This window comes from Pseudogracilibacillus auburnensis (assembly GCF_003201975.1).
In the GTDB taxonomy this organism is placed as follows: domain Bacteria; phylum Bacillota; class Bacilli; order Bacillales; family Amphibacillaceae; genus Pseudogracilibacillus; species Pseudogracilibacillus auburnensis.
In genome coordinates this window covers 112374-136613 of the sequence record NZ_QJJQ01000012.1, presented here as the reverse complement: position 1 = coordinate 136613, position 24240 = coordinate 112374, and the positions used below count along the sequence as shown (strand labels likewise).

At 36.3% G+C, this 24240-nt stretch carries 19 protein-coding genes; 15 read left to right on the top strand and 4 right to left on the bottom strand.

The window, feature by feature from the left end:
• Positions 1–133: 133 nt before the first annotated feature.
• The 3 genes from tlp to DFR56_RS15775 all read left to right on the top strand — a co-directional run bounded on the left by tlp (position 134) and on the right by DFR56_RS15775 (position 1428).
• Positions 134–364, top strand: a complete 231-nt coding sequence (gene tlp, locus DFR56_RS15785; protein WP_110396413.1) for a small acid-soluble spore protein Tlp — start codon at positions 134–136, stop codon at positions 362–364.
• Between the two features lie 341 nt (positions 365–705).
• Positions 706–1128, top strand: coding sequence for an acyl-CoA thioesterase (locus DFR56_RS15780; RefSeq protein ID WP_110396412.1), 423 nt, complete (start codon positions 706–708; stop codon positions 1126–1128).
• Positions 1129–1131: 3 nt separating this feature from the next.
• Entirely contained in the window at positions 1132–1428 is a 297-nt protein-coding gene (locus tag DFR56_RS15775) for a hypothetical protein (RefSeq protein WP_110396411.1), read from the top strand.
• 387 nt (positions 1429–1815) lie between these two features.
• On the opposite strand, the gene DFR56_RS15770 is transcribed toward DFR56_RS15775, so the two are convergent.
• The 4 genes from DFR56_RS15770 to plsY form a co-directional block, all read right to left on the bottom strand.
• A complete protein-coding gene (locus DFR56_RS15770; protein WP_110396410.1) occupies positions 1816–2103 on the bottom strand; it encodes a HesB/YadR/YfhF family protein in 288 nt (95 codons plus the stop codon).
• Between the two features lie 23 nt (positions 2104–2126).
• Positions 2127–2378 carry a membrane protein insertion efficiency factor YidD gene (gene yidD, locus DFR56_RS15765; protein WP_207520546.1) on the bottom strand — a complete coding sequence of 84 codons (252 nt, stop codon included), beginning with the start codon at positions 2376–2378 and terminating at the stop codon, positions 2127–2129.
• 16 nt (positions 2379–2394) lie between these two features.
• On the bottom strand, positions 2395–3327 hold the full coding sequence (folE2, locus tag DFR56_RS15760) for a GTP cyclohydrolase FolE2 (protein ID WP_110396408.1): 933 nt from the start codon (positions 3325–3327) through the stop codon (positions 2395–2397).
• 521 nt (positions 3328–3848) lie between these two features.
• Entirely contained in the window at positions 3849–4442 is a 594-nt protein-coding gene (gene plsY / locus DFR56_RS15755) for a glycerol-3-phosphate 1-O-acyltransferase PlsY (RefSeq protein WP_110396443.1), read from the bottom strand.
• 597 nt (positions 4443–5039) lie between these two features.
• On the opposite strand from plsY, the gene DFR56_RS15750 reads away from it, so the two are divergent.
• From DFR56_RS15750 to DFR56_RS15695, 12 genes are all read left to right on the top strand, one after another.
• Positions 5040–5453 (top strand): CoA-binding protein, encoded by a 414-nt coding sequence (locus DFR56_RS15750; protein ID WP_110396407.1) that lies wholly within the window; start codon positions 5040–5042, stop codon positions 5451–5453.
• A 478-nt stretch (positions 5454–5931) separates the two neighbouring features.
• On the top strand, positions 5932–7899 hold the full coding sequence (parE, locus tag DFR56_RS15745; RefSeq protein ID WP_110396406.1) for a DNA topoisomerase IV subunit B: 1968 nt from the start codon (positions 5932–5934) through the stop codon (positions 7897–7899).
• Between the two features lie 29 nt (positions 7900–7928).
• Positions 7929–10379, top strand: coding sequence for a DNA topoisomerase IV subunit A (parC, locus tag DFR56_RS15740; protein ID WP_110396405.1), 2451 nt, complete (start codon positions 7929–7931; stop codon positions 10377–10379).
• A 913-nt stretch (positions 10380–11292) separates the two neighbouring features.
• A complete protein-coding gene (locus tag DFR56_RS15735) occupies positions 11293–12435 on the top strand; it encodes an acyl-CoA dehydrogenase family protein (RefSeq protein ID WP_110396404.1) in 1143 nt (380 codons plus the stop codon).
• 17 nt (positions 12436–12452) lie between these two features.
• On the top strand, positions 12453–14111 hold the full coding sequence (locus DFR56_RS15730; protein ID WP_110396403.1) for an AMP-binding protein: 1659 nt from the start codon (positions 12453–12455) through the stop codon (positions 14109–14111).
• Entirely contained in the window at positions 14104–15438 is a 1335-nt protein-coding gene (locus tag DFR56_RS15725; RefSeq protein ID WP_110396402.1) for an acetyl-CoA carboxylase biotin carboxylase subunit, read from the top strand. Before DFR56_RS15730 ends, DFR56_RS15725 begins: the two co-directional genes overlap by 8 nt.
• A gap of 332 nt (positions 15439–15770) precedes the next feature.
• Positions 15771–15983: an acetyl-CoA carboxylase biotin carboxyl carrier protein subunit gene (locus DFR56_RS15720; RefSeq protein WP_110396401.1), complete on the top strand. Its 213-nt coding sequence runs from the start codon at positions 15771–15773 to the stop codon at positions 15981–15983.
• Positions 15984–15995: 12 nt separating this feature from the next.
• Entirely contained in the window at positions 15996–16775 is a 780-nt protein-coding gene (locus tag DFR56_RS15715) for an enoyl-CoA hydratase (RefSeq protein WP_110396400.1), read from the top strand.
• Between the two features lie 14 nt (positions 16776–16789).
• Complete coding sequence (locus DFR56_RS15710) at positions 16790–18316, top strand: acyl-CoA carboxylase subunit beta (protein ID WP_110396399.1); 1527 nt, start codon at positions 16790–16792, stop codon at positions 18314–18316.
• Positions 18317–18860: 544 nt separating this feature from the next.
• Positions 18861–19325 (top strand): flavin reductase family protein, encoded by a 465-nt coding sequence (locus tag DFR56_RS15705; RefSeq protein WP_110396398.1) that lies wholly within the window; start codon positions 18861–18863, stop codon positions 19323–19325.
• Between the two features lie 56 nt (positions 19326–19381).
• Positions 19382–20215, top strand: a complete 834-nt coding sequence (locus DFR56_RS15700; RefSeq protein ID WP_110396397.1) for a dihydrodipicolinate synthase family protein — start codon at positions 19382–19384, stop codon at positions 20213–20215.
• Between the two features lie 395 nt (positions 20216–20610).
• A complete protein-coding gene (locus DFR56_RS15695) occupies positions 20611–24234 on the top strand; it encodes a dynamin family protein (protein WP_158525672.1) in 3624 nt (1207 codons plus the stop codon).
• Positions 24235–24240: the final 6 nt, after the last annotated feature.

Below are 24240 nucleotides of genomic sequence, written 5' to 3'. Positions count from 1 at the left end.
TTGATTGATGAAATGGATTCATCTACTAAAATTAATCTTCACATGACAAATTTGTCATGTGAAGATTTTTTTGTATAAAAAATAACTGAATTGGAAAGATAAATGATAAATGGAAAAAGGAGATGAATAATCTTTGGATAAAAATAATAATAAACCAAAGCCTGATGATCGTAGCGATAATGTTGAAAAACTTCAGCATATGGTTCATGATACAATTGAAAATATGAGAGAAGCGGAAGATCGTATGGAATGGGCGACAAACCATGAGAAAGAAAAAATTGAAGCGAAAAATAAACGAAGAGAAGAAGCAATCGAAGGCTTTCGTGAAGAAATAGAAGATGAGTATGAGGATCAGAACCATTAGTAAATGGGACTCCTAATCTGATAATCGAGCCCACTGAAAAATTATAGTTTGGATATTTACAAGTAACATGTTTCATTGATCGAAGTGTAGTGGCGTCTTCTGGTCGGCTAGGTGCGCCGCGTTCACAGGAGACGACCTACGCCGACACTAGCACGTCCTGTGCATCGCGAAAAACGACCCTCTGAAGCGATAATCAACCGTATTTTTTGATGAATTACAAGTAAAAAACTATTCAGTGGCCTCTAATCATTGATTAGGGGTTTTCTTTTGTACATAAAACGACTCCTAATGATAACTATGTTAAAATGAAAGAGTGATATACATACATAGGAGGAAGTAGCTTGGAAATAAATCGTACAGAAATAGAAGTTAGGTATCAAGAAACAGATCAAATGGGTGTTGTTTATCATGCAAATTATTTAGTTTGGTTCGAAATCGGCCGGACGAAATACATTGAACAACTAGGCTTTACCTATACAGCATTAGAAGAAATAGATGTCGTATCACCTGTCATTGATGCGCAAATTTCTTATAAAAAACCAATTAAATATGGGGATAACGTTTTTGTAGAAACATGGCTTGAAGATTATGATGGCATTCGAACTACATATGGCTATAAAGTTACGAATGGAAACGATGAGATTGCGGTTACTGGCTTGACAAAACATGTAGTCGTTCAAAAAGATTCGTTTAAACCATTATTATTACGTCGAATTCATCCGGCATGGGATCAAGCATATAAACGGCAAGTAAGAGGGGAATAAGGGATGGCCTTTGGAATAAAAAAAGCGGAACTACTTTTATGGAAGAAAAGCGTGAAAAGAGGAGAAATTGCTTTTTTAACCCATTATTGGCAAGATGCACGTTTTCCGAATTCAACGACCGTAACAAAGGTTGGATGTTGTTCTATAAGCACATTAATTGAATGGGGGAGTAAGTACGGCCTAAGAGAGGAATGGATTCATCATCATACTTATCCTCATTACGATTTGTTTGGTGAAAAACAAAAAGAAGTTTTATGGAATGAAAAACTTTTTGAGCATCTTAGTCGTTTTCAATTATAAGGGGTTATTCAACAATCCTGTAATGACTTTGAATTTCCTTGGTAGATAAGCAGGTATAAACACTTTCTTACTGCTCACGTATTAACACGCATATGCTACGTCGCCAGGAGTTGCGCCACCTGGACCTGCGATGCACAATGTTTACTGCATCCGAGTAATCGCAGATGCAAATGTTTTCGATGGGACGAGCATTTAGCGCAGTCCCAAAGGTCTTCGATGGGACAAGATTTATCGCAGTCTCGGGATGTACTAGTTGTCGGCTTTGCTAACAACGTTAAATGCGCCGAGCTCATTGCAGACTCCGGACGCCAGTGCTCTTAGCCGTCCTCGTTTATTTTATCCTCCTTTTTCACATACATTATAAAGGAGAATAAAAACCACAATTTACTATTGATACGTAAATTGTGGTTCGTCCATTTCTTTGTCATAGGAAATGACTAAATCTTTATCAGCAAAATACCACGCGTCATCTTCTTCGATGAAAAACTGAATACCATTTACTGTTGTAGAAGTATGGATGACATTTGGTTCTTCAATATTAATTCCGAGCGAAAAACCAGGAATATGACCACCGACGCCGCCATATCTTACGAAAAAACGTAATGTTTCTTTATGACTAATTTCAAGTTCTTTTTTGTACCATTGCACAGCCTCTTCAGAAATAACGATGTCCATTACTAGATCATCCTCCTAATCAATTATTTGTTAAGCGGGTCTACTGATTTATTCATATTTTTATCATTTGGTACTAAGTCGACACCACCAGGATGAAATGGGTGGCATTTTAATATTCGAACTACTGTTAAATATGTTCCCTTGATCGCTCCAAAACGTTCGTAGGATTGTAAGCTGTATTCAGAACATGTAGGGTAAAACCGACATGTAGGTGGCTTCAGTGGACTAATTACTTTTCGATAAAATTTTACGAAAAAAATAAAAACATGTTTCATAGTAAATGCCTTCTTTTTACTCATTTTCTTTCGTGTAATGTATCGTTGCAATTGCATCGTGCATATGGATCGATTCTTCATTTTCGCAAGTTACAGTAAACTTTTGAATAAATGGTAATTCATAAAGGTCGGCTGCAACTAAACGGACAATATCTTCCACAAAACGTGGATTTTCATAAGCAGTTTCTGTTACAAATTTTTCATCAGGACGCTTCAATACTGGATGAATCATTGCACTAGCATTACTTTCAGCAGCATGAAGAAGTGCTTCCTTCCAGTCAATTGTTGTATCATCTGTGTAATCGTTGGTAAAAGTAACTTCCATTGTGACGCGTCCGCGTTGACTATGTGCACTATACTCACTAATTTCTTTAGAACATGGACAAAGCGTCGTAATAAGAGCCGATAAAGTTGCACTAAAATGTATCGTCTCATCATCAAAATAGTCTATTTGTAATGTGACATCAGCATAATTAAGTCCTCGTTTATCTGAACTTGGTCCGCGTCTTTCATAAAACCAAGGAAAAGATACTTCAATTGAAACATTCTCTTGCTTAAGTCGTTTTTGTAAGTTTTTCGCAAATTGAGTGAGAGAACCAAAATCGATCTGAAATCCGTTATCATCATCAGACTGTTCAATTTCTTCCAAAAAGCGACTCATATTTGTCCCTTTACTTGTCCTTTCAACGTTTGCAGTTAATTTAAATGTGCCGATCGTCGTTTGTGTTGTTGGATTCAGTCTACTTGAGACAACAATTGGATATTTTACATTGCTAATTCCAACAGCATTGATCGCAAATAAGAAATCCTCTTTTGAATTTTGCAAATCAGCCATCTCTTCTTTAATCGTTGGCTTTGTTTTTCGGCCTGGCTCTACAGAACCAAATAATTTATGTCTTTCCTTCTTGTTTGGTAAATCTATATATGAAGATGTTTTAACTTTACTCATCATTTTCTCCTTTACAACGAATAATAACTAACTCAAAGTATACGATATTTGTGTCGTATGATTCAATGATAAAGTATTATTATCCCTCCACTTTCGCCTCCATCATAATGAGTAGACGAAATAGATTTGTTACATATAAAAGATAAACTGAGCAGTAACTTTTAGTGGTGAACGTACCGTCGCTACGGAAATACACTCCGCTTTCCGCGGGCGGCTGGTGAGCCTCCTCATTCGCTACGCTCATTGCGGGGTCTCTCCGAGGCCTTTCTTCCCGCTGGAGTCTCCGTGTATTTCCTTCGCTAGTATGGTGTTAATAAAACAGTACGATGTATTTGCTTCCACTATTCTGGTAGGCGAAGGATCATTGACTCCTGGGACTGAAGACCCCGCAGCGGAGGTTTCTCCGCGAGGAGGCTGAAGCCGTGCCCGCGGAAAGCAATGATCCGCAGCGGAAAACAACTTAGCAGTTACTGCGCAGTTTATTTCTAATGTTGACGAAAGGAGTTGGTGGAGTTGCGTTATTACATCCATGTAATTTTCGGTTCTGTTTTATTTTTAATCCGTTTAATATTGTCTTTATGTCTGTAAAACACAAACAAAGTTAAAAATAAAACCATTAAAAATAACAATAAGTCATTCAAAAATATCGAAATAATGGTGGAGACAACTCCTGTAACCATGGAAGCAAGTGAAACATATTTAAATAAATATAATGTAAGAATAAAAGTGGCTACCATAATGACAAATAGTAAAGGATTTACTCCAAGAATAATGCCTCCTGAGGTTGCAACAGCTTTCCCACCTTTAAATTTTGCGAAAATTGGATATGTGTGACCTAGTACAGCAAAAATACCGATAATTAAACGGGATACTTCCACATCATAAAACAAACCAACGATAAGCGGTATAACAGTAGCAACCGTTCCCTTTAAAATATCAGCCAAAGTAACGATGATTCCCGCTTTTGTCCCGAGCACACGAAATGCATTCGTTGCTCCTAAGTTTCCACTTCCATGCTCACGTACATCGATTTTATATCCTATCTTTCCAACAATTAACGCAAATGGAATGGAACCTAACAAATAAGCAATAATAATAAAAATAATATAATCCATCACGGTCCTACTTTCATCAATTTTTAATTTAATTGTTTTATCCATAGTTTATCATATTTACTTCTAAAACAATAAGAACAATTGTGAAAGTAAAACTACAATTTTTTAGAGGTTGTTCAAAAAGTCTGGTAGAAATGACACTTCGCATTCCTTTGGTAGATAAGAGGCGATAAACATGATCTGACTGCCTACCGGCTAGAAGCACGAGTCGTTAGATCTGTCTTATGTTCGTCCTAGCGATTTGTAGAAAACGCCAGTATTAACAAGTCATGACTGCGAAAATTCTCAAACCACTGAAAAGCTTTGCAACTACAATTACTCGTTTCAATAAATATCGTGCTTCGTAAGTGCAACATCCCCACTGTCATCGCCAGATAGTTCGCCAATCGGTGTGTTTTCTTTTCCTTTTGCTTTGGCTTGTTTTTTCACTCTCACGTAGTAAAATCATACGCTCCGGGATGCTACGACCGCATAGAAATGCTCGGTTCTTTTTATTCCGTTTTTACATACATACATTTAGTAAGATTTACGTATCTGTTCAGAATGTGGTAATATGATAGAAACTTCTACTATTTTATTTAAGAGGTGGCTAAAAAGATGACATGGCAAAATCCTACTAATGATCAAATTGCTCAAGTTTTAAGCGATGCTAAAACAATCGCTGTTGTTGGACTATCAAATAATCCAGAGCGTACTTCCTATCAGATTTCTCTTGCGATGCAACAAGCAGGGTATAAAATAATTCCAGTAAACCCAATGATTGATGAAGTACTTGGCGAAAAAGCGTATGCTTCTTTAACTGACATAAAAGAAGATATTGATATTATTAACGTATTTAGAAGATCGGAATTTTTACCTGACATTGCAGAAGAAGCAATGAAAACAAACTGCAAAGTATTTTGGGCCCAACAAGGTGTGAGTAGTAATGAGGCTTATAAATTATTGAAAGATCATGATTTTACTGTAATAATGGATGTATGTATAAAAGTTGCACATGCTGTATTAATATAAATAGATTATATTAGCCAACATGGGATGACAAAAGTCATCTCTTTTTATTCGCTATATATTTTACGTTGATTAATGACTATTTATCGGTATAATATTTTTATACTTATTAAGAGAAAGTTCAAAAAGACACGCATCGAATTTCTGCGTTGGCAGCTAAAGGCATTCACAATAAAGGCTTAACGACTGCCAAGTTTTCTAAGCTAGCTTTTTAGTACTCACGTATGTAAAAGCTTTAGGGGATCTTCCGTTACATTCGCCCATGTCCTGGTCGGCTAAAAGCGGTCACGTCCTGGGACTGCGCTAAATGCTCGTCCCACCGTAAATATTTGTGACCTGCGCCCGACACTAGCACGTCCTGAGCTTCGTGGGCAACACGGAAGTCATCACATCCTGTGAAAGTCCGTTCTCGGGAGCTACGCCGCCTGGGACTACTTGGTCCTTTTTAACGGCCTTTTTGAACACGCACTATATAGGCATAATGAATCATTTTGAAGGAGTCGATGATCGATTGGTTGATACTTCTGTAAATTATACGGAAAAATCTATCCAAGTACTTGAAGGTCTAGATGCAGTGAGAAAAAGACCTGCGATGTATATAGGAAGTACAGATAGTAAAGGGCTACATCATTTAGCATATGAAATAATTGATAATGCCGTAGACGAGGCACTAGCTGGCTATGGTAGTGAAATTAATGTGAAAATTTATAAAGATAATAGTATGTCCATTCGTGACAATGGGAGAGGGATTCCAACAGGGATACACGAAACCGGGAAACCGACAACAGAAGTTATTTTTACTGTTCTTCATGCTGGCGGAAAGTTTGGACAGGGTGGCTATAAAGCTAGTGGTGGACTACACGGAGTTGGTGCGGCAGTTGTCAATGCGCTTTCCGAATGGCTTGAAGTGACAACTTACCGAGATGGGGAGAAGTATTATCAACATTTCGAAAAAGGTGGGAAACCTTCTACGTCACTAGAAAAGAAAGGGAAAACAAATCAAACTGGTACAATGATTCGCTTTAAGCCAGACAGTTCCATCTTTTCAACGACTGATTTTAAATTTGAAACGATAGCAGATCGTTTACGTGAATCCGCCTTTTTGTTTAACAATTTAAAAATTACGTTTACAGATGAACGAACAAATACAGAGGAAGTATACGAATATAATGATGGACTTATTTCTTTTATTCACTATTTGAATGAAGGAAAAGATGCATTACATGATGTCATTTCTTTTAGTGGGAACCAACAAGATATAGAAATAGATTTCGCTTTTCAATTTAGTGATAGTTACGTGGAAAATATGCATTCATTTGTCAACCATGTCCGAACAAAAGACGGTGGAACACATGAAGTTGGTGCACGTGCTGCCATTACGAGAACGTTTAACGATTACGCTAGAAGAAATGAATTGTTAAAAGAAAAAGATAAAAATTTAGACGGAAATGATATCCGTGAAGGACTAACAGCAATCGTCTCTGTTCGTGTCCCTGAAGAACTTCTACAATTTGAAGGGCAAACGAAAGGGAGACTCGGAACAACAGAAGTGCGCTCTGTTGTCGATTCCATCGTATCGGAAAAACTTACTTTCTTTTTAGAAGAAAACCGTGAAATTACGAAGTCCTTACTAAAAAAAGCTTTAAAGGCAAAAGAAGCACGGGAAGCGGCACAGAAGGCGCGTGAAGATGCCCGTAATGGAAAGAAAAGAAAACGAAATGACACATTATTAAGCGGAAAATTAACTCCGGCCCAATCACGAAACGCGGCTAAAAATGAATTATTTTTAGTCGAAGGAGATTCCGCAGGTGGTTCCGCTAAACAAGGGAGAGATCGTGTCTTTCAAGCAATTTTACCACTTAGAGGTAAAGTCATTAATACGGAAAAAGCAAAATTAGAAGATGTAATGAAAAATGAAGAAATTGCGACGATTATTCATACAATTGGAGCTGGGGTTGGATCAGACTTTACTATCGACGATGTAAGATACGATAAAGTAATTATTATGACAGATGCCGATACAGATGGTGCACATATTCAAGTATTGTTACTTACCTTTTTTTATCGTTATATGCGTCCACTAATTGAAGCTGGTAAAATATATATTGCCCTGCCACCTTTATATAAAGTGTCTAAAGGAAAAGGGAAAAATGAACAAATTATTTACGCTTGGGAAGATGATGAGATGCAACAAGCGACAAAAAAACTAAAGTCCGGTTATATGGTCCAGCGCTATAAAGGGCTTGGGGAAATGAATGCAGATCAATTATGGGAGACGACGATGAATCCAACTACTAGGACGCTCATTCGCGTAACGATGGATAATGTAGCTCAAGCAGAACGTAGAGTAACGACATTGATGGGAGACAAAGTTTCACCACGTCGAACTTGGATTGAAGAAAATGTCCAATTTGGCCTTGAAGAAGAAGAAAATATTTTAGACAAATGAGTTAGTGAGTGTAGTAAAGGAGAATAAATATGGCTCAAGCGAAACAATATGTAGATTTACCATTAGAAGAAGTAATCGGTGATCGGTTTGGAAGATATAGTAAATATATTATTCAAGATCGAGCTCTTCCTGATGTGCGTGATGGGCTAAAACCTGTACAACGAAGAATTTTATATGCGATGCATGTCGATAAAAATACACATGACAAAAATTTTCGTAAAGCTGCAAAAACGGTCGGTACAGTAATTGGAAATTACCACCCTCACGGTGATACGTCTGTTTACGATGCGATGGTTAGGCTAAGTCAAAGTTGGAAAATGCGTTATGAATTAATTGAAATGCACGGTAATAATGGAAGTATTGATGGGGACCCAGCAGCAGCAATGCGTTATACGGAAGCAAGATTATCTAAAATTACAACCGAATTAATGCAAGATATTGAGAAGGAAACAGTTGATTTCATTCCCAATTTTGATGATACGAACATGGAACCAATTGTCTTTCCGGCAAAATTACCGAACTTACTTATTAATGGGTCAACTGGTATTTCGGCAGGTTATGCAACGAACATTCCACCACATAATTTAGCAGAAGTTATTGATGCGGTTATTTTAAAAATGGATAAACCAAATGCTTCCGTTGAAGATTTGATGACAAAGATGAAAGGACCTGATTTTCCTACTGGTGGCATCGTTCAAGGAAAAGATGGCATTAAACAAGCGTTTAAAACTGGAAAAGGAAGGGTCGTCGTTCGTGGTAATGCGATGATCGAAAAAGTAAAAGGCAATCGGGAACAAATTGTCATAGATGAAATTCCTTTTGATGTAAATAAAGCGAATTTAGTACGAAAAATGGATGAATTGGCTGCCGACCGCAAAGTAGAGGGAATTGCTGAAGTTCGTGATGAAACAGATAGGACTGGACTTCGTATTGTCATCGATTTAAAAAAAGACGCCAATAGTGAAGGGGTATTGAATTATTTATATAAAAATACGGATCTTCAAGTCATTTTCCATTACAATATGATTGCAATTGAAGATAAGACTCCGAAACTACTTCCATTACCAAACGTATTAGATGCGTATATTGATCATCAAAAAGAAGTCGTTACAAGACAAACGACATTCGATTTGAAAAAAGCGAAAGAAAGAGCACATATTGTCGATGGGCTGATCAAAGCAATTTCGATTTTAGATGAATTAATTCAAACGATCCGTCAATCAAAAAACAAAGCAGATGCGAAAGCGAATATCATTTCAACGTATGAATTTTCAGATGCCCAAGCTGAAGCAATTTTAGCTTTACAACTTTACCGCCTAACAAATACAGATATCACCTTATTAACAAATGAAAAATCAGAGCTTGAGACTCAAATTGAATCGTTTGAAGCTATTCTAGCAAGTCCTAAGCTGTTAGTAAATGTAATAAAAAAGGAATTGCGCCGAATTAAAAAAGCGTATGCAAGTAGTAGAAAAACAACGATTGAAAAAGAAATAGAAGAAATAAAAATTAATATTGAGGTTACGGTTCCTAATGAAAGGGTTTTAGTTTCCGTTACAAAAGAAGGATACATTAAAAGGACGAGTTTGCGATCATTTTCTGCTTCAAATAAAGAAGATTTACTGATCAAATCAAGCGACCATCTTATACGCTTACTAGAAGTGGATACAACTGATCATTTACTTCTCTTTACTAATTTCGGTAAATATATTTGTGTACCAGTCCATGAATTACCCGACATTAGATGGAAAGATATGGGGAATCATTTATCGAATTTGACTACATTAGAAACAAATGAGCAAATTGTCCAATGCATACCTGTGCGAGCATTTTCTCCAGATAAATTTCTCTTGTTTTTTACTAAACAAGGGATGGTGAAAAAGTCGGCCATGTCTCTATATCAATCGGCAAGGTATTCTCGAAGTTTAATTGCTCTCAATTTACGAGAAAATGATGAAGTTATTAATGTAGAGGAAACAGATGGAAAAAAAGACGTATTTCTTACCACACATCTAGGATACGGATTATGGTTTAATGAATCAGAAATCTCAACAGTCGGACAAAGGGCACAAGGTGTTATTGGGATTCAACTTAAAGGCTCCGACTACGTTGTAAGTGGCTATTCATTTGATAAGGAAATAAATCCAAACTTAATTGTAGTGACCCAAAGAGGTGCCTGCAAACGGATGAATATAGATGCTTTTGAAAAATCATCAAGAGCAAGACGCGGAAGTGTGATGTTAAGGGAACTGAAAACAAAACCACATCGAATAGTCGGATTTTTTATGCAACAAAAAGAGGAAAATATATTGTTAGTTACAAATCAAGAGAAAAAAATTGAAATGAATCCTTATGCATTACCGATTAGTGATCGTTATAGTAATGGATCTTTTATTATTGATGCTGATCTAGATGAAGAAGTTAAAGATGCAGAAACAGAAGTAGCATACGAAGTTCCTTTTGAAAAAGAAGAAAATTAATTTAGAGGTGGGACAAAATTGTTTTTACCAAAGATAAATTCGAACAATGGTAGCAGCATATAACCGCTCCGGAAGTATACTTCGCTTTCATCACAGACATAAGGACGACATCTGTTCTAGTTACGGTTTTCCCTTGCTTTTACAGTGTCTCCTTTACCGCGAGCGGCTGGTGAGCCTCCGACGTACAATGTTTATTGCACCGAATAATCGTATGTGCAAAGGTCTTCGATGGGACGAGCATTTAGCGCAGTCCCAAAGGTCTGCGATGGGGCGAGCAAATATGCAGTCCTAAGACGTGACCGTTTTTAACTAACTAGGAGCTGTGAATATTTACTCCATTAAAGTAACGCATTCATTGTTCGTCTTTAGGTTTGATCGTTATTGTTATGTCCTAGCCTCTCATTCTTTACTTCCCATATAAAACCATTTGGACGAAAATTATTCGTCTCTTTTTAATCATCTTAAAATATGATAATGTTATAAGAGGATGTTCAAAAAGTCCAACAAAAATGATACATCGAATTTCCGCGTTGGCAGTAAGAAAGGATAAATCCTTTCTTACTGCTCATTGGCTAAAGGCGCGATGTCCTGGGACTCCGCTAAATGCTCGTCCCACCGTAAATAATTGTGACCACACCCGACACTAGCACATCCTGAGCGTCGTGGGCAACACGAAAGTCATCACATCCTGTGAAAGTCCGTTCCCGGGAGCTAAGCAGCCTCGACGAACAGGACGTGGCGTTTATAGCCAGTGGAACTTCTTAGGTCCTTTTTTATCGACCTTTTTGAACACACAATCTATGTGTATGTACAAAGTTCTTATTGTCAAAAGGTGACAATTTCCAAAGAAAGTAATATAATTTGCTGTGAACAAATGAATATTCTATTTCATTCATTACGTAGGAGGTTTAAAATGAATTTTGAACTATCGAAAGAACAAGAAATGATTCGTGACATGGTAAGAGACTTTGCTAATAATGTCATTAAACCAAGGGCAATTGAAATCGATACAGAGGCTAAGTTCCCTAAAGATATATTCGATCAAATGGGGGAACTCGGGTTAATGGGTATCCCTTTTCCTGAACAATATGGCGGTTCTGGTGGTGATACGATTTCATATGCGCTCGCTGTTGAAGAAATTGGGCGGGTATGTGGAAGTACGGGCCTTAGCTATGCTGCTGCCGTGTCTCTTGGTGCTTCTCCTATTCAAATGTTCGGAACAGAACAACAAAAACAAGAATTTTTAGTACCACTTGCACAGGGTAAAGCGCTCGGTTCTTTCGGATTAACAGAACCAAATGCGGGTTCAGATGCAGGAGGAACAAAGACAACAGCAGTGGAAGATGGAGATGAATTCGTCATTAATGGCGAGAAATGCTTTATTACAAATGCAAGTTTTGCAAAAACACTTATTATTACTGCCGTAACTGGTAAAAACGATAAAGGTCGAAATATCATATCTGCTATTATCGTACCGACAGATACAAAAGGAGTTACCATTACAAGCAATTATGACAAAATGGGTGTACGTGGCTCCGATACAGCGGAAATAGTCCTAGATAATGTTCGCGTTCCAAAAAAGAACTTACTAGGAGATCCTCAAGCAGGCTTCAAACAATTTTTATCGACACTTGATGGGGGACGAATTTCCATCGGGGCTCTTGGAGTTGGAATTGCTCAAGGTGCACTTGATAAAGCATTAAGTTATGCAAAAGAAAGAACACAATTTGGCAAACCAATCTCTTCTTTTCAAGCAATTCAATTTAAGCTTGCTAATATGGCAATGGAAGTAGAACTTGCTCGAAATATGGTAATAAAAGCGGCATGGTTAAAAGATAACGGAAAGCCATTTACGAAAGAAGCGGCATATGCTAAATTATTTGCAACAGAAACTGCTGTACGTTCCGCTGATGAAGCGATTCAAATACATGGTGGGTATGGTTATATGCGTGAATATGAAGTGGAAAGATATTTGCGTGATGCGAAACTACTTGTCATTGGGGAAGGAACGTCAGAAATTCAACGAGTTGTTATTGCTAGATTATTAGGTTGTTAAATTTGGAGGGTTGATACATGTCGTTAATCAATAAGACGATTGGAAGTTTATTGGAAAAACAAGTACATTTACATCCAAATCATGAAGCAATCATTTATCCAGATTTACATATAAGAAAAACATATAAAGAATTTAATGAATTAGTGAATCAAGCAGCCAAAGGTTTTTTAGCAATAGGGGTTCAAAAAGGAGATCATGTTGCTATTTGGTCCGATAATAAACTTGAGTGGCTTATTAGCCAATTCGCTACTGGAAAGATCGGTGCAGTGTTAGTAACGGTAAATACAAACTATCAAGCTTTTGAATTAGAATACTTGTTAAAACAATCTGATTCCACAACATTAATTATGGCAGAAAGTTATAAAGGTACGTCATATGTAGAAATAATAAACAAAATTTGTCCAACATTACAACAATCGAAAAAAGGGCAACTACAAGCGAAAAATCTTCCTTTTTTAAAAAACATTATTATGATCAGTAATGAAAAACGTGAATACGCTTACAATTTTGGTGAAGTGATGAATCTATCTAATAGAACAGCTGAAACCGAGTTTAAAGCTATCAATAAAACGTTGGATGCTCATGAAGTCATAAATATGCAGTATACGTCAGGAACGACTGGATTTCCTAAAGGGGTCATGCTTAGTCATTATAATATCGTTAATAATGCAGATCAAATCGGAAATCAAATGAACTTAACCTATGAAGATCGTCTCTGTATTCCAGTGCCATTTTTTCATACATTTGGTTGTGTGTTAGGTATTCTTACTGCGGTAGCCAAAGGAGCAACAATGGTAATTGTCGAACAATTCCATGCAGAAAAAGTACTAAAAGCGGTTTCCGCAGAAAAATGTACCGCTTTACACGGCGTCCCAACGATGTTTATTGCAGAACTTAATCACCCAAATTTTGATCAATATGACTTATCTCATTTACGAACAGGAATTATGGCCGGCTCCACATGCCCGATTGAAGTGATGCGTGATGTCATGACCAAAATGGGAGCAAGTGAAATTACGATCGCTTATGGCTTAACTGAATCCTCCCCAGTAATCACGCAGACGAAAGTAGATGATCCGATTGAATTAAAAGTTAGTTCAGTCGGAAGAGCTCATCCAAATGTAGAGGTGAAAATTATCGATCCTCATACAGGAAGTGAGCTTCCACCGAATGAACAGGGGGAACTACTTACAAGAGGCTACCACGTAATGAAAGGGTACTACAAAAATGATGAAGCAACAATTGAAGTGATCAATGAAGATGGCTGGCTACATTCTGGTGATTTAGCAACAGTAGATGAAAATGGTTATTATACCATTACCGGTAGAATAAAAGATGTAATTATTCGTGGTGGTGAAAACATCTATCCACGAGAAATTGAAGAGTTTTTATATCGACATCCTGATCTACTAGACGTTCAAGTGATCGGTATTCCTGATGAAAAATATGGGGAAGAAATTATGGCATGTATTATTTTAAAAGAAGACAAAATGTTAACTAAATCCAATATTCGTGATTATTGTCACAATAATATTTCCTGGCATAAAGTTCCTAAATATATTGAATTTGTAGATCGTTATCCAATGACAGCTAGCGGAAAAATACAAAAGTTTAAATTACGTGAATATGCAATCGAACAACTAAAAATAAAAAGCGAGGTGGGACAACGTGATTAAAAAAATACTCATTGCAAATCGTGGAGAAATAGCCGCCCGTATCATCCATGCTTGTAAAAAACTACATATTCATACAGTAGCAATTTATTCGGAAGCTGATCAAGATTCACCTTATGTACAATTAGCTGATGAATGTTATTTAATCGGTCCTCCTCATGTTAACGAAAGTTATTTAAATGTGGAGAAAATAGTAGAGGTTGCGAAAAAAGCAGAATTAGATGCGATTCATCCCGGCTATGGCTTTATGAGTGAAAATGGTGATTTTGCGAGAAAATGTCAAGAAAATGGGTTCATCTTCATTGGCCCTTCTGCAAATATTATCGAAACGATGGGTGATAAGGTTGCTGCAAGGAAATTAATGAAAGAGGCTGGTGTACCTATTATTCCAGGCACAGAAAATGCACTATCAAATATAGATGAAGCGGTTAGCGCAGCAGAAGAGATTGGTTATCCAATCATGTTAAAAGCATCGGCTGGTGGCGGTGGAATTGGGATGCAAGTCGTCCACAATGATGATGAGCTAATCAAGGCATTTGATCGTAATGCAAAACGTGCAGAGTCATTTTTCGGTGATGGATCTATGTTTATCGAAAAATTACTAAAAACTGCACGTCATATTGAAATCCAAGTATTGGCAGATCAATTTGGTCATGTTATTCACTTGTTTGAAAGAGAATGCTCGATCCAAAGAAGAAATCAAAAGGTAATCGAGGAAGCACCTGCCCTTTTTCTCTCGGAGCAAACAAGATTAAAGATGGGGGAGGTCGCCGTTCAAGCAACAAAACAGATAGGCTACACAAACGCAGGGACAATTGAATTTTTAGTAGATGAACAGGAAAATTTTTATTTTCTAGAAATGAATACTAGGATTCAGGTAGAACACCCTATAACAGAAGAAATAACAGGTGTAGATATCGTTAGTGAACAAATTAACATTGCAAGTGGGGGAAGATTAACGCTGCATCAAAATGACATTCAAATCGATGGTCATGCCATTGAAGTAAGAATCTATGCGGAAGATCCTAAAACATTTTTTCCATCTCCAGGAAAAATTACTAAGTATGAAGAACCAACTGGTGACAACATAAGAATTGAATCATCTATTAGAGAAGGCAGTAATGTTACACCGTTTTATGATCCAATGATTAGTAAACTTATCGTATCTGGAAACTCTAGAGATGAAGCGATAACATACTTGAAAGAGGCGTTACATACCTATAAAATTGATGGTATAAAAACGAATATTCCTATGTTGCTCACAGTCATTGACCATGAGCAATTTAAAAAAGGAAATATATCGACTAATTTTGTCCAAGAATATGTTTAAAGAGGTTTCAGTATGGAGTTTCGACGCACAGGACGTGCTAGGGCGAGCGTAAGCGCAAATGTTTTCGATGGGACGGGCATTTAGCGCAGTCCCAGTCCCAGGACGTCACGCTCAGTTTGATTCATTTCTCCATCTGAACCTTAGTCGCACTTATTTTGGAGCTATGCAAATAAATAAATGATGATTTATTTATTTGCATAAACACAACATCACTTCTGACTTCGCTCCTAGCTCGTCAGTCAGTGTGTTTGCTTTAGAGGCACTTATCTTTCCGCCTATAGAAGCGGGAGATAAGTGCCGCGGAGATAAATTAATTAAAGGAGAATGACAAAATGACAGAAGTTAAAGCAAGTATGGCAGGTAATATGTGGAAAGTCATCGTAAAAGAAGGGGATCAAGTAGAAGCTGGGGATGATGTAGCAATTTTAGAATCAATGAAAATGGAAATTCCAATTACGACTGAACAAGGTGGAACAGTGAAGGAAATTAAGGTAAACGAAGGGGATTTTATCAATGAAGGGGATGTCATCGCAGTAATTGGGTAGGAGGGAGAAGTCATGTCAACTCTCATTACATATAGGATAGAAGAGGATATTGGGATCATCACATTAAATCGTCCAGAAGCTGCGAATGCATTATCAACAAAATTGTTGGATGAATTAAATGAGATCATTACGAAGATAAAATCGTCAGACAAAATCCGATCAGTTATCATAACGGGAGCTGGTGAAAAAGCGTTTTGTGCAGGAGCCGATTTGAAAGAGCGGAGTGGGATGAATGACCAAGAAGTAGTCACAGCTGTTCAATATATCGGGGAAACGATTTCAACTATTGAACGTATTCCAATTCCTGTTATTGCAGCAATAAATGGGGTTGCTTATGGAGGTGGTCTTGAATTAGCGCTTGCATGTGATATTCGAATTGCAGCCAGCCACATAAAACTTGGACTTACTGAAACATCTTTAGCGATCATTCCGGGTGCAGGTGGTACCCAGCGGCTCCCTCGATTAATAGGAATCGGTCAAGCGAAACGGTTCATTTATACAGCAAAACCGATTGATGCTAGAGAAGCTTTTTCACTGGGATTGATTGAGCAAATCGTTGAAACGGACGAATTATATGGAGAAGCATTAAAAATGGCTAAGCAAATTGCTGAAAATGGCCCTATTGCCATGCGACAAGCAAAATCTGCTATCAATCTCGGAATGCAAACAGATTTACAAACAGCTCTTGAAATTGAACATATCTGCTATAAAGAAACGATAAAAACGGAAGATAGACTGGAAGGTTTACGTGCTTTTAGGGAAAAACGAAAACCTGAATATAAGGGTAAATAATAGGAGGTATCCTAGTGTCTTTAGAAGAATTACATAAAAGAATCGAGAAAATAAAACAAGGTGGAACGAACAAATACCATGAAGCAAACAAAGCAAAAGGGAAGTTATTTGTTCGCAAACGACTTGAACTTCTATTTGATGAAGATATGGAAGTAGAAGATGCATTTTTTGCCAATTGTTTAGCTGATGACCTACCATCTGATGGTGTCGTAACAGGTATTGGTAAAATCAATGGTCAATCTGTCTGTGTGATGGCAAACGATTCTACTGTAAAAGCTGGATCGTGGGGGAAAAGAACAGTAGAAAAGATCATTCGTATCCAAGAAACAGCTTTAAAATTAGAAATTCCAATGATTTACCTAGTCGATTCAGCAGGTGCTAGAATTACGGATCAAATTGAAATGTTCCCGGGTCGAAGGGGAGCAGGTCGCATTTTCCATAATCAAATCAAAATGTCGGGTAGAGTACCCCAAGTTTGTCTCTTATTCGGTCCATCAGCTGCCGGAGGGGCATATATACCAGCATTTTGCGATATCGTCGTCATGGTCAATGGCAATGCTTCGATGTACTTAGGCTCTCCACGAATGGCCGAAATGGTTATTGGAGAAAAAGTAACGTTAGAAGAGATGGGTGGGGCAAAAATGCACTGTTCTGTTTCTGGATGTGGTGATGTGTTAGTGGAAACGGAAGAAGAGGCAATTTCATTCGCTCGAAACTATTTACGTTATTTTCCGGCAAATTATAAAAACAAACCTGAAGTACTAGAGTCTAAGAATGCTAAATCATTTGAAAAAACAATAACAGATATTATCCCTGAAAATCAAAATGCACCTTTTAACATGTATGATTTAATTGAACGACTTGTAGATGAAGATAGCTTTTGTGAAATTAAAAAACTTTTTGCTGCTGAATTAATTACTGGACTTGCTAGAATTGAAGGTAGTGTAGTGGGAATTATTGCCAACCAACCTCGTGTAAAAGGTGGGGTGCTTTTCCCTGACTCAGCTGATAAAGCGGCAAAATTCATTCAATTATGTGATGCGTACAATATTCCGCTGCTATTCTTAATGGATGTTCCTGGATTTATGATCGGTACGAAAGTAGAGCAACAAGGAATTATCCGTCATGGTGCTAAAATGCTTGCCATGATGAGTGAAGCGACTGTTCCTAAAATATCAGTCATTATAAGAAAAGCATATGGTGCTGGGCTTTATGCGATGGCAGGTCCAGCATTTGAATCAGATGCTACTCTTGCTTTTCCATCTGCACAGATCGCAGTGATGGGACCAGAAGCGGCAATTAATGCGGTATATGCAAATAAAATTGCGTCACTTTCTGATGAAGAAAGAATAACATTTATTAAAGAAAAACAACAAGAATATAAAGATGATATCGATATCTATCGTTTAGCTTCAGAAATGGTTGTAGATGCAATCATTGAGCCAAACCAAATGAGAAAAGAATTAGCATCACGTTTTAAATTATATGAAACAAAAAATGTTACATTTACCGAAAGAAAACACGGTGTTTATCCTGTTTAATAAATCTGATGTAGAGGCTAGGACATAACTAAAACGATTAAGTCCAAAGACGAACTATGTATTAATTTAGCGGAAATATACGTAGACTCTTGGTCGGCTTGGTTACTCCATGTGACTAAGCCGACACTAGCACATCCAGGGAATGCGCATTTGCTCGCCACATCGAAGACCTTTGGGACTCCGCTAAATGCTCGTCCCACCGAAAACATCTGCACATGCGATTACTCGGTGCAATAAACATTGTGCGTCGGAACCTCACCAGCCGCTCACGGTAAAGGAGACGCTGTAAAAGTAAGGGAAAATCGTAGCTAGAACGGATGTCGGCCTTATACCTGAGGTGAAAGTGAAGTATATTTCCGGAACAGTTATATGCTGCTACATTGTTCGGATTTTTTGGCAAAAACACTTTTGTCCCAGCCTCTACGATTTTTATTTACCATAAATATATTATGTTAACTAGCTGAGCATATTCATTTCAATAAATTGTTATTAATGTTATTCTGATAGAAATAGTAAGGTTGATAGTGAGAAAGGAAGAGAGTGCATGGAAGAGCGATTGTTTCGTGATGCAATGGGTAAATTTGCTACAGGGATTACGATAGTATCTATTCATGATCATGGTAATAATATTGGAATGACAGTAAATGCATTTATGTCCATTTCCTTAAATCCAAAACTAATCGCAATATCGATAGATGAACGGGCAAGTATGTATCATAAATTAAAACAGACGGAAAAGTTTGGCGTTAGTATTTTAAGTGAAGAGCAAAAAGACTACTCCATGATCTTCGCTCGTCAAAAAGAAAAAGATCGTGACATTCCTTTTTTTAATCAAGATGGGGTACCAGTTTTAGAAAATGCGCTAGCTACCTTATCGTGTAAAGTAAAGGAAAAAGTAAAGGCCGGTGACCATTTAATTTACATTGCGGAAGTAACCGATTTGGCAGTACGGGAAGGAAGTCCGGTTCTTTATTTTGATGGAAATTATCGGAAAATAGAAAAAAAGTAGGGGACAAATGAACATGAATTGAATGATCATTTTAATTAAGGTGAGGGGATAACATGATGTTAAAAGAAAAAATCCATATCGCTGTGCCCACTGCATTTTTTAACGATGAGTCATTGAATGTTCAGGGAACCCTTGATCATATAAGAGATCTATATAAGCAAGGGGTAAAGTCTGTTCTCGTTTCTGGTTCCACTGGAGAACAGCATAGTCTAAACCTAAAAGAAAAAATCGCATTATTGAACGGGATCCTTTCAGAAGATGAACTTATTAATAATATGGAAATTATATTTGGTGTATCCTCTATTAAACAAAAAGAAGCAGAAGAATTAGCGAAAAGAATAGCGAATACAAACATAGCTGGTATTTTACTCGGATATCCGCCGTATATTTTACCGACACAAGAAGAAGCAGTAGTTTATTCACAAGCAATCATCAATCAAAGTAATAAGCCTACTATCTTATATAACAATCCTAAAAGAACAGGATTTGATTTATCCGTAGAAAGTATTATTCGGTTAAGTGAAATCGAATTGGTGATCGGGTTAAAGGAAGCCGGAAATGAAGAAAAGGTGGAACGAGTAAAAAAGGATGTAAAAAGAAATAATTTTTACTTTTATGTTGGTGGAGAGGTAAATATCGAGGATAAAGTATTACAAGGATTCGATCGCCTTTCTTCTATTGCTGGAAATATTTCACCAGTAGTAATTAGTCAATGGTTCGATAAATTGCTTACAAAGCAAAAAATAACGGAGCAAGAAAGAGAAAAAATTGATCTTATTATCGAACAAGTTTATCAAGGAACCCCTTTAGTAAACTTGAAACAACTGATTAATCAAAAGGGAATACCAATAGGCATTTGCAGGAGTCCAATTGGAAATACCTTAAATTAAATAATTTTCTTTTAGATTTAATTACATAAGGGGGTCTACCTAGCAAGTCAATGTTCAGACCTCTTTCTATTGGAAATAAATTGAAAGAAAGTTGCTGTTTTCGCAAGAGAGTAATTCCAAATATAGTATTCATCTCTGTCCTCGTTTTCCTCTCCAATATGTATATCACAACACAATCCTATTAAAGAGTCTGCAGAAAAGGAGCATTTTAGGGCGTTTTCGTATCCAAACATCCCTTTTCTTTTACTAGTAAAAGCGTTGTTCATCTCGTATAATGATAATAATAAAGAAACAATGAACTAAGATGCCTAGGTCGAAATTTAATGACCTTTTAATAGTGATGATTAAACAATATAAAAGTAAGCTGTATGAGTACGATAAAGGGGAATGTTACGTTGAAAGTTGCACATAAGGAAATGATGACGGTTACCGGAAATCATTTAGCATCATTATATCAACTAATAATGAGTAATGGTGATAAAAAAAATGCTGAAAAAATAATCGATTTATTTGAAAAAAAAGAGACAAATCAATTTAATATTTGTTTTGCAGGACATTTTTCTGCTGGTAAATCTTCGATGATTAATTATTTGTTAGGAAAAGATGTTTTACCGAAAAGTCCAATTCCTACGAGTGCAAACATCGTTAAAATTATGTCAGGTGAAGGAGTTGCCCGTGTTTTCTTTACAGAGAGAACACCAGTTCAGTATGACGAACCTTACGACATTGATATGATTAAAGACTATGCAACAGATAAAGATACAATTAAGCAAATCGAAATAAGTACTTCTGAACCGATTTTGCCGCCTGGTTATGCGCTACTTGATACACCAGGAATTGATGCTGCAGATGATGCTGATCGGCTAATGACTGAATCCGCACTACATGTGGTCGATGTCTTATATTATGTGATGGACTATAATCATGTCCAATCTGAAGTAAACCTATATTTCTTACAAAAAATGCAAAAAGCAAAAATTCCTTTTTTTATTATCATTAACCAAGTTGATAAACATAACGAGTCAGAAATTACGTTTCGACAATTTGATCAAAACGTTAAACAAACGTTTGAACAATGGAGTATTTTCCCTGAAAAAATTTATTATTCATCTGTCATGGATACGTCGGCCACTCATAATGAAATAACAAACATAAAGGCGGATATCTTTGCTCTTTTTCATCAACAAAAAGAAATTGCAAGTCGACTAATTGCAGCAACACGGGAAATCATAGTTGCTCATAAGACGTTTATACAAGAGGAATATAATCAAACGTTAGCTGATGTTTCTTTAGATGACACAGATACTGTAGATATTAATAGATTAGATGAGATAAATAATAAATTACGAGAATTAGAGCAATGGAATGAACGACTAAAAAGTGATTTTGATCATGAATTAAACCAAACATTAAAAAACGCTTACTTAATGCCTGCTAAATTACGGGATCAAGCAAAAGTATTTTTAGAATCGCAAGAAAAAGATTTTAAAGTTGGCTTTTTTAATGCGAAGAAAAAAACAGACGAAGAACGAATAAATCGGTTGACTGTTTTTCTTCAAGAGCTTCAAAAAACAGCCGAAGTAGCGATCCAGTGGAAGTTAAGAGATAAATGGAATGAAATATTACGAGAAAATAATATACATGATGAAGAGCTTTTACAATCTGTTCAGCAATTAATGATTGCTTACGAAGAAGAGCAACTATTTTCTTTTATGAAAAAGGGAGCTACGATTAATGGAAATTACATTTTAAATTATACAAATGACTTAAGTAACGATATTAAAAATAAATTTAGACAAAAAGCTGCCCAGCTTTGGAAAAAGATTGAAAAGTATAATCATGAACGAATAATAGAAGAAAAAATACAACTAGAAGAAGAACGGCAGGAATATGTAACGCTTCAGGAACAGTTAGAGCGACAAACGAATATGAAACAAGAACTTCAACAAAAATTATCTGAAATTGATGAACTGTATCATCATCCTACCAATGATGATACGTTAATCGGAACCATCAAAGCAATGATTGATAAACGAAAAGAAGTCATTCTGGAAGATTCACCCGTAGTGAAAGAACGGAAAGAATCTATCATTACTAAAAGAGAAATAAAGGAAGAGGGACATAACCTTGGACATATTTCAATGGAAAATATGATCAGAATGATTGAAAACGTAACGAAAGAAATAACAAATATGGATGGTTTTTCTTCCATTATTCATGATTTAGAAGATAAAAAAGACCGTTTGTATAATCGAGAATTAACGATCGCATTGTTTGGTGCATTTAGCGCAGGAAAATCGTCTTTTTCAAATGCTTTATTTGGTGAGCAAATTTTACCTGTTTCACCAAATCCTACAACAGCTGTTATTAGTCGTATTTCGCCTGTTACGGATCAATATAAGCATGGTACAGTCATCATTACACTAAAAGATGATGAAACGTTAACAAATGATTTAGCAACAATAACGAAAGATTTTTCACCAGAATGTACGAATGTTGATGATATGATCAATTGGATAAAAGAAGAAAAACTGTATGATCAAGATGAATTAAATAAAACATATCAATCGTATCTACTTGCAGTCATCAATGGGTATGAGGAGCGAAAAGGGCAGTTAGGTAAAACAGTCAACATTACATTAGAACAATTTCCCGTCTTCGTTACAGACGAAACAAAAGCTTGTTATATTGAAACAGTAGATTTGTATTACGATTGTGCTTTAACACAAAAAGGAATTACGTTAGTCGATACGCCTGGTGCGGATTCCGTTAATGCTAGACATACGAACGTCTCTTTTGATTATATTAAACAGGCTGATGCAATTATATATGTCACATATTATAACCATGCAATCACAAGTGCTGATCGAGACTTTTTAATGCAATTAGGTCGCGTGAAAGAAGCTTTTGAATTAGATAAAATGTTTTTTGTCGTAAATGCTTCGGATCTAGCAGAAAACGAATCCGATTTAAAAATGGTACTTCAATATGTCGAAGAGCAATTATTACAATTTGGAATTAGACATCCGAAAATTTTCCCAGTTTCCAGTAAGTTATCATTAGAAGAAAAACAGAATAATACTTCTTTAAATCATGAAATGACTTCCTTTGAAAAAGAGTTTTATTCATTTATCGAAGAAGATTTAGCAGCATTAACTGTACAAGCGGCAATTTGGGATATGAACCGGGCAAAAACAACGTTACACAATTTTATTCATTCAGCAAGTTTAAATCAATCGGAACGGAAAAACCATGTACAACAATTGCAGGAGAAAAGGAAAGACTTCAAGCAAATTATTGCCAATACAAATCATGAAGTTTCAGAAAAACGCATGTTGGAACGAGTTGAAAGGCAGTTGCATTTCGTTCTCGAAAGATTATATATTCGTTTTCACGATTTGTTTTCAGAACATTTTAACCCAACAACCATTACAGCTTCTGGTAGGCAAGCAGTGACACAATTAGAACATAATCGAAACCAATTTATCGATTATGTTGGATATGAATTGTTACAAGAAGTACGTGCAGTATCATTACGAATAGAGTCTTATATGAATGAACTACTCAAAAATCTATATAATGCTATTCAGCAAGAAATAAATGCAGTTGACAACTCATTTATCTTACCAAGTTTCAATGAAACGACAATTGAAACCCCTCTGTATGAGCAAGCATTTTTACAATTAGATATGAGTATATTTGCAAATACACTTAAAATTTTTAAAAACACAAGAACATTTTTTGAACAGAATGAAAGAGAAAAAATGAAAGATTCATTTTATGAAACGTTACAACCATTTGCCAAAAAATATGTAGAAGAACAAAAAGGAATAATGGAAAGAAAATATGTAGATCAATGGATCAGTGAATTAAACAGAATGAGAAATCGAATGGAACTGGAAATTGACTCGATCATTGATCAACATATTAAAATGTTAACCGACACCATTGATATTACTGAATTACAAGCAAAATATCATTCATTAACAAATATGATGAATCAAATAAATGAAGGATGACGTTAC

Coding starts and splice junctions, on each gene's coding strand:
- DFR56_RS15715 (WP_110396400.1), top strand. CDS start 15,996: ATGTCAACTCTCATTACATATAGGATAGAAGAGGATATTGGGATCATC.
- plsY (WP_110396443.1), bottom strand. CDS start 4,442: ATGGATTATATTATTTTTATTATTATTGCTTATTTGTTAGGTTCCATT.
- DFR56_RS15705 (WP_110396398.1), top strand. CDS start 18,861: ATGGAAGAGCGATTGTTTCGTGATGCAATGGGTAAATTTGCTACAGGG.
- DFR56_RS15720 (WP_110396401.1), top strand. CDS start 15,771: ATGACAGAAGTTAAAGCAAGTATGGCAGGTAATATGTGGAAAGTCATC.
- DFR56_RS15700 (WP_110396397.1), top strand. CDS start 19,382: ATGTTAAAAGAAAAAATCCATATCGCTGTGCCCACTGCATTTTTTAAC.
- yidD (WP_207520546.1), bottom strand. CDS start 2,378: ATGAAACATGTTTTTATTTTTTTCGTAAAATTTTATCGAAAAGTAATT.
- DFR56_RS15775 (WP_110396411.1), top strand. CDS start 1,132: ATGGCCTTTGGAATAAAAAAAGCGGAACTACTTTTATGGAAGAAAAGC.
- DFR56_RS15770 (WP_110396410.1), bottom strand. CDS start 2,103: ATGGACATCGTTATTTCTGAAGAGGCTGTGCAATGGTACAAAAAAGAA.
- DFR56_RS15735 (WP_110396404.1), top strand. CDS start 11,293: ATGAATTTTGAACTATCGAAAGAACAAGAAATGATTCGTGACATGGTA.
- DFR56_RS15750 (WP_110396407.1), top strand. CDS start 5,040: ATGACATGGCAAAATCCTACTAATGATCAAATTGCTCAAGTTTTAAGC.
- parC (WP_110396405.1), top strand. CDS start 7,929: ATGGCTCAAGCGAAACAATATGTAGATTTACCATTAGAAGAAGTAATC.
- DFR56_RS15730 (WP_110396403.1), top strand. CDS start 12,453: ATGTCGTTAATCAATAAGACGATTGGAAGTTTATTGGAAAAACAAGTA.
- parE (WP_110396406.1), top strand. CDS start 5,932: ATGAATCATTTTGAAGGAGTCGATGATCGATTGGTTGATACTTCTGTA.
- folE2 (WP_110396408.1), bottom strand. CDS start 3,327: ATGAGTAAAGTTAAAACATCTTCATATATAGATTTACCAAACAAGAAG.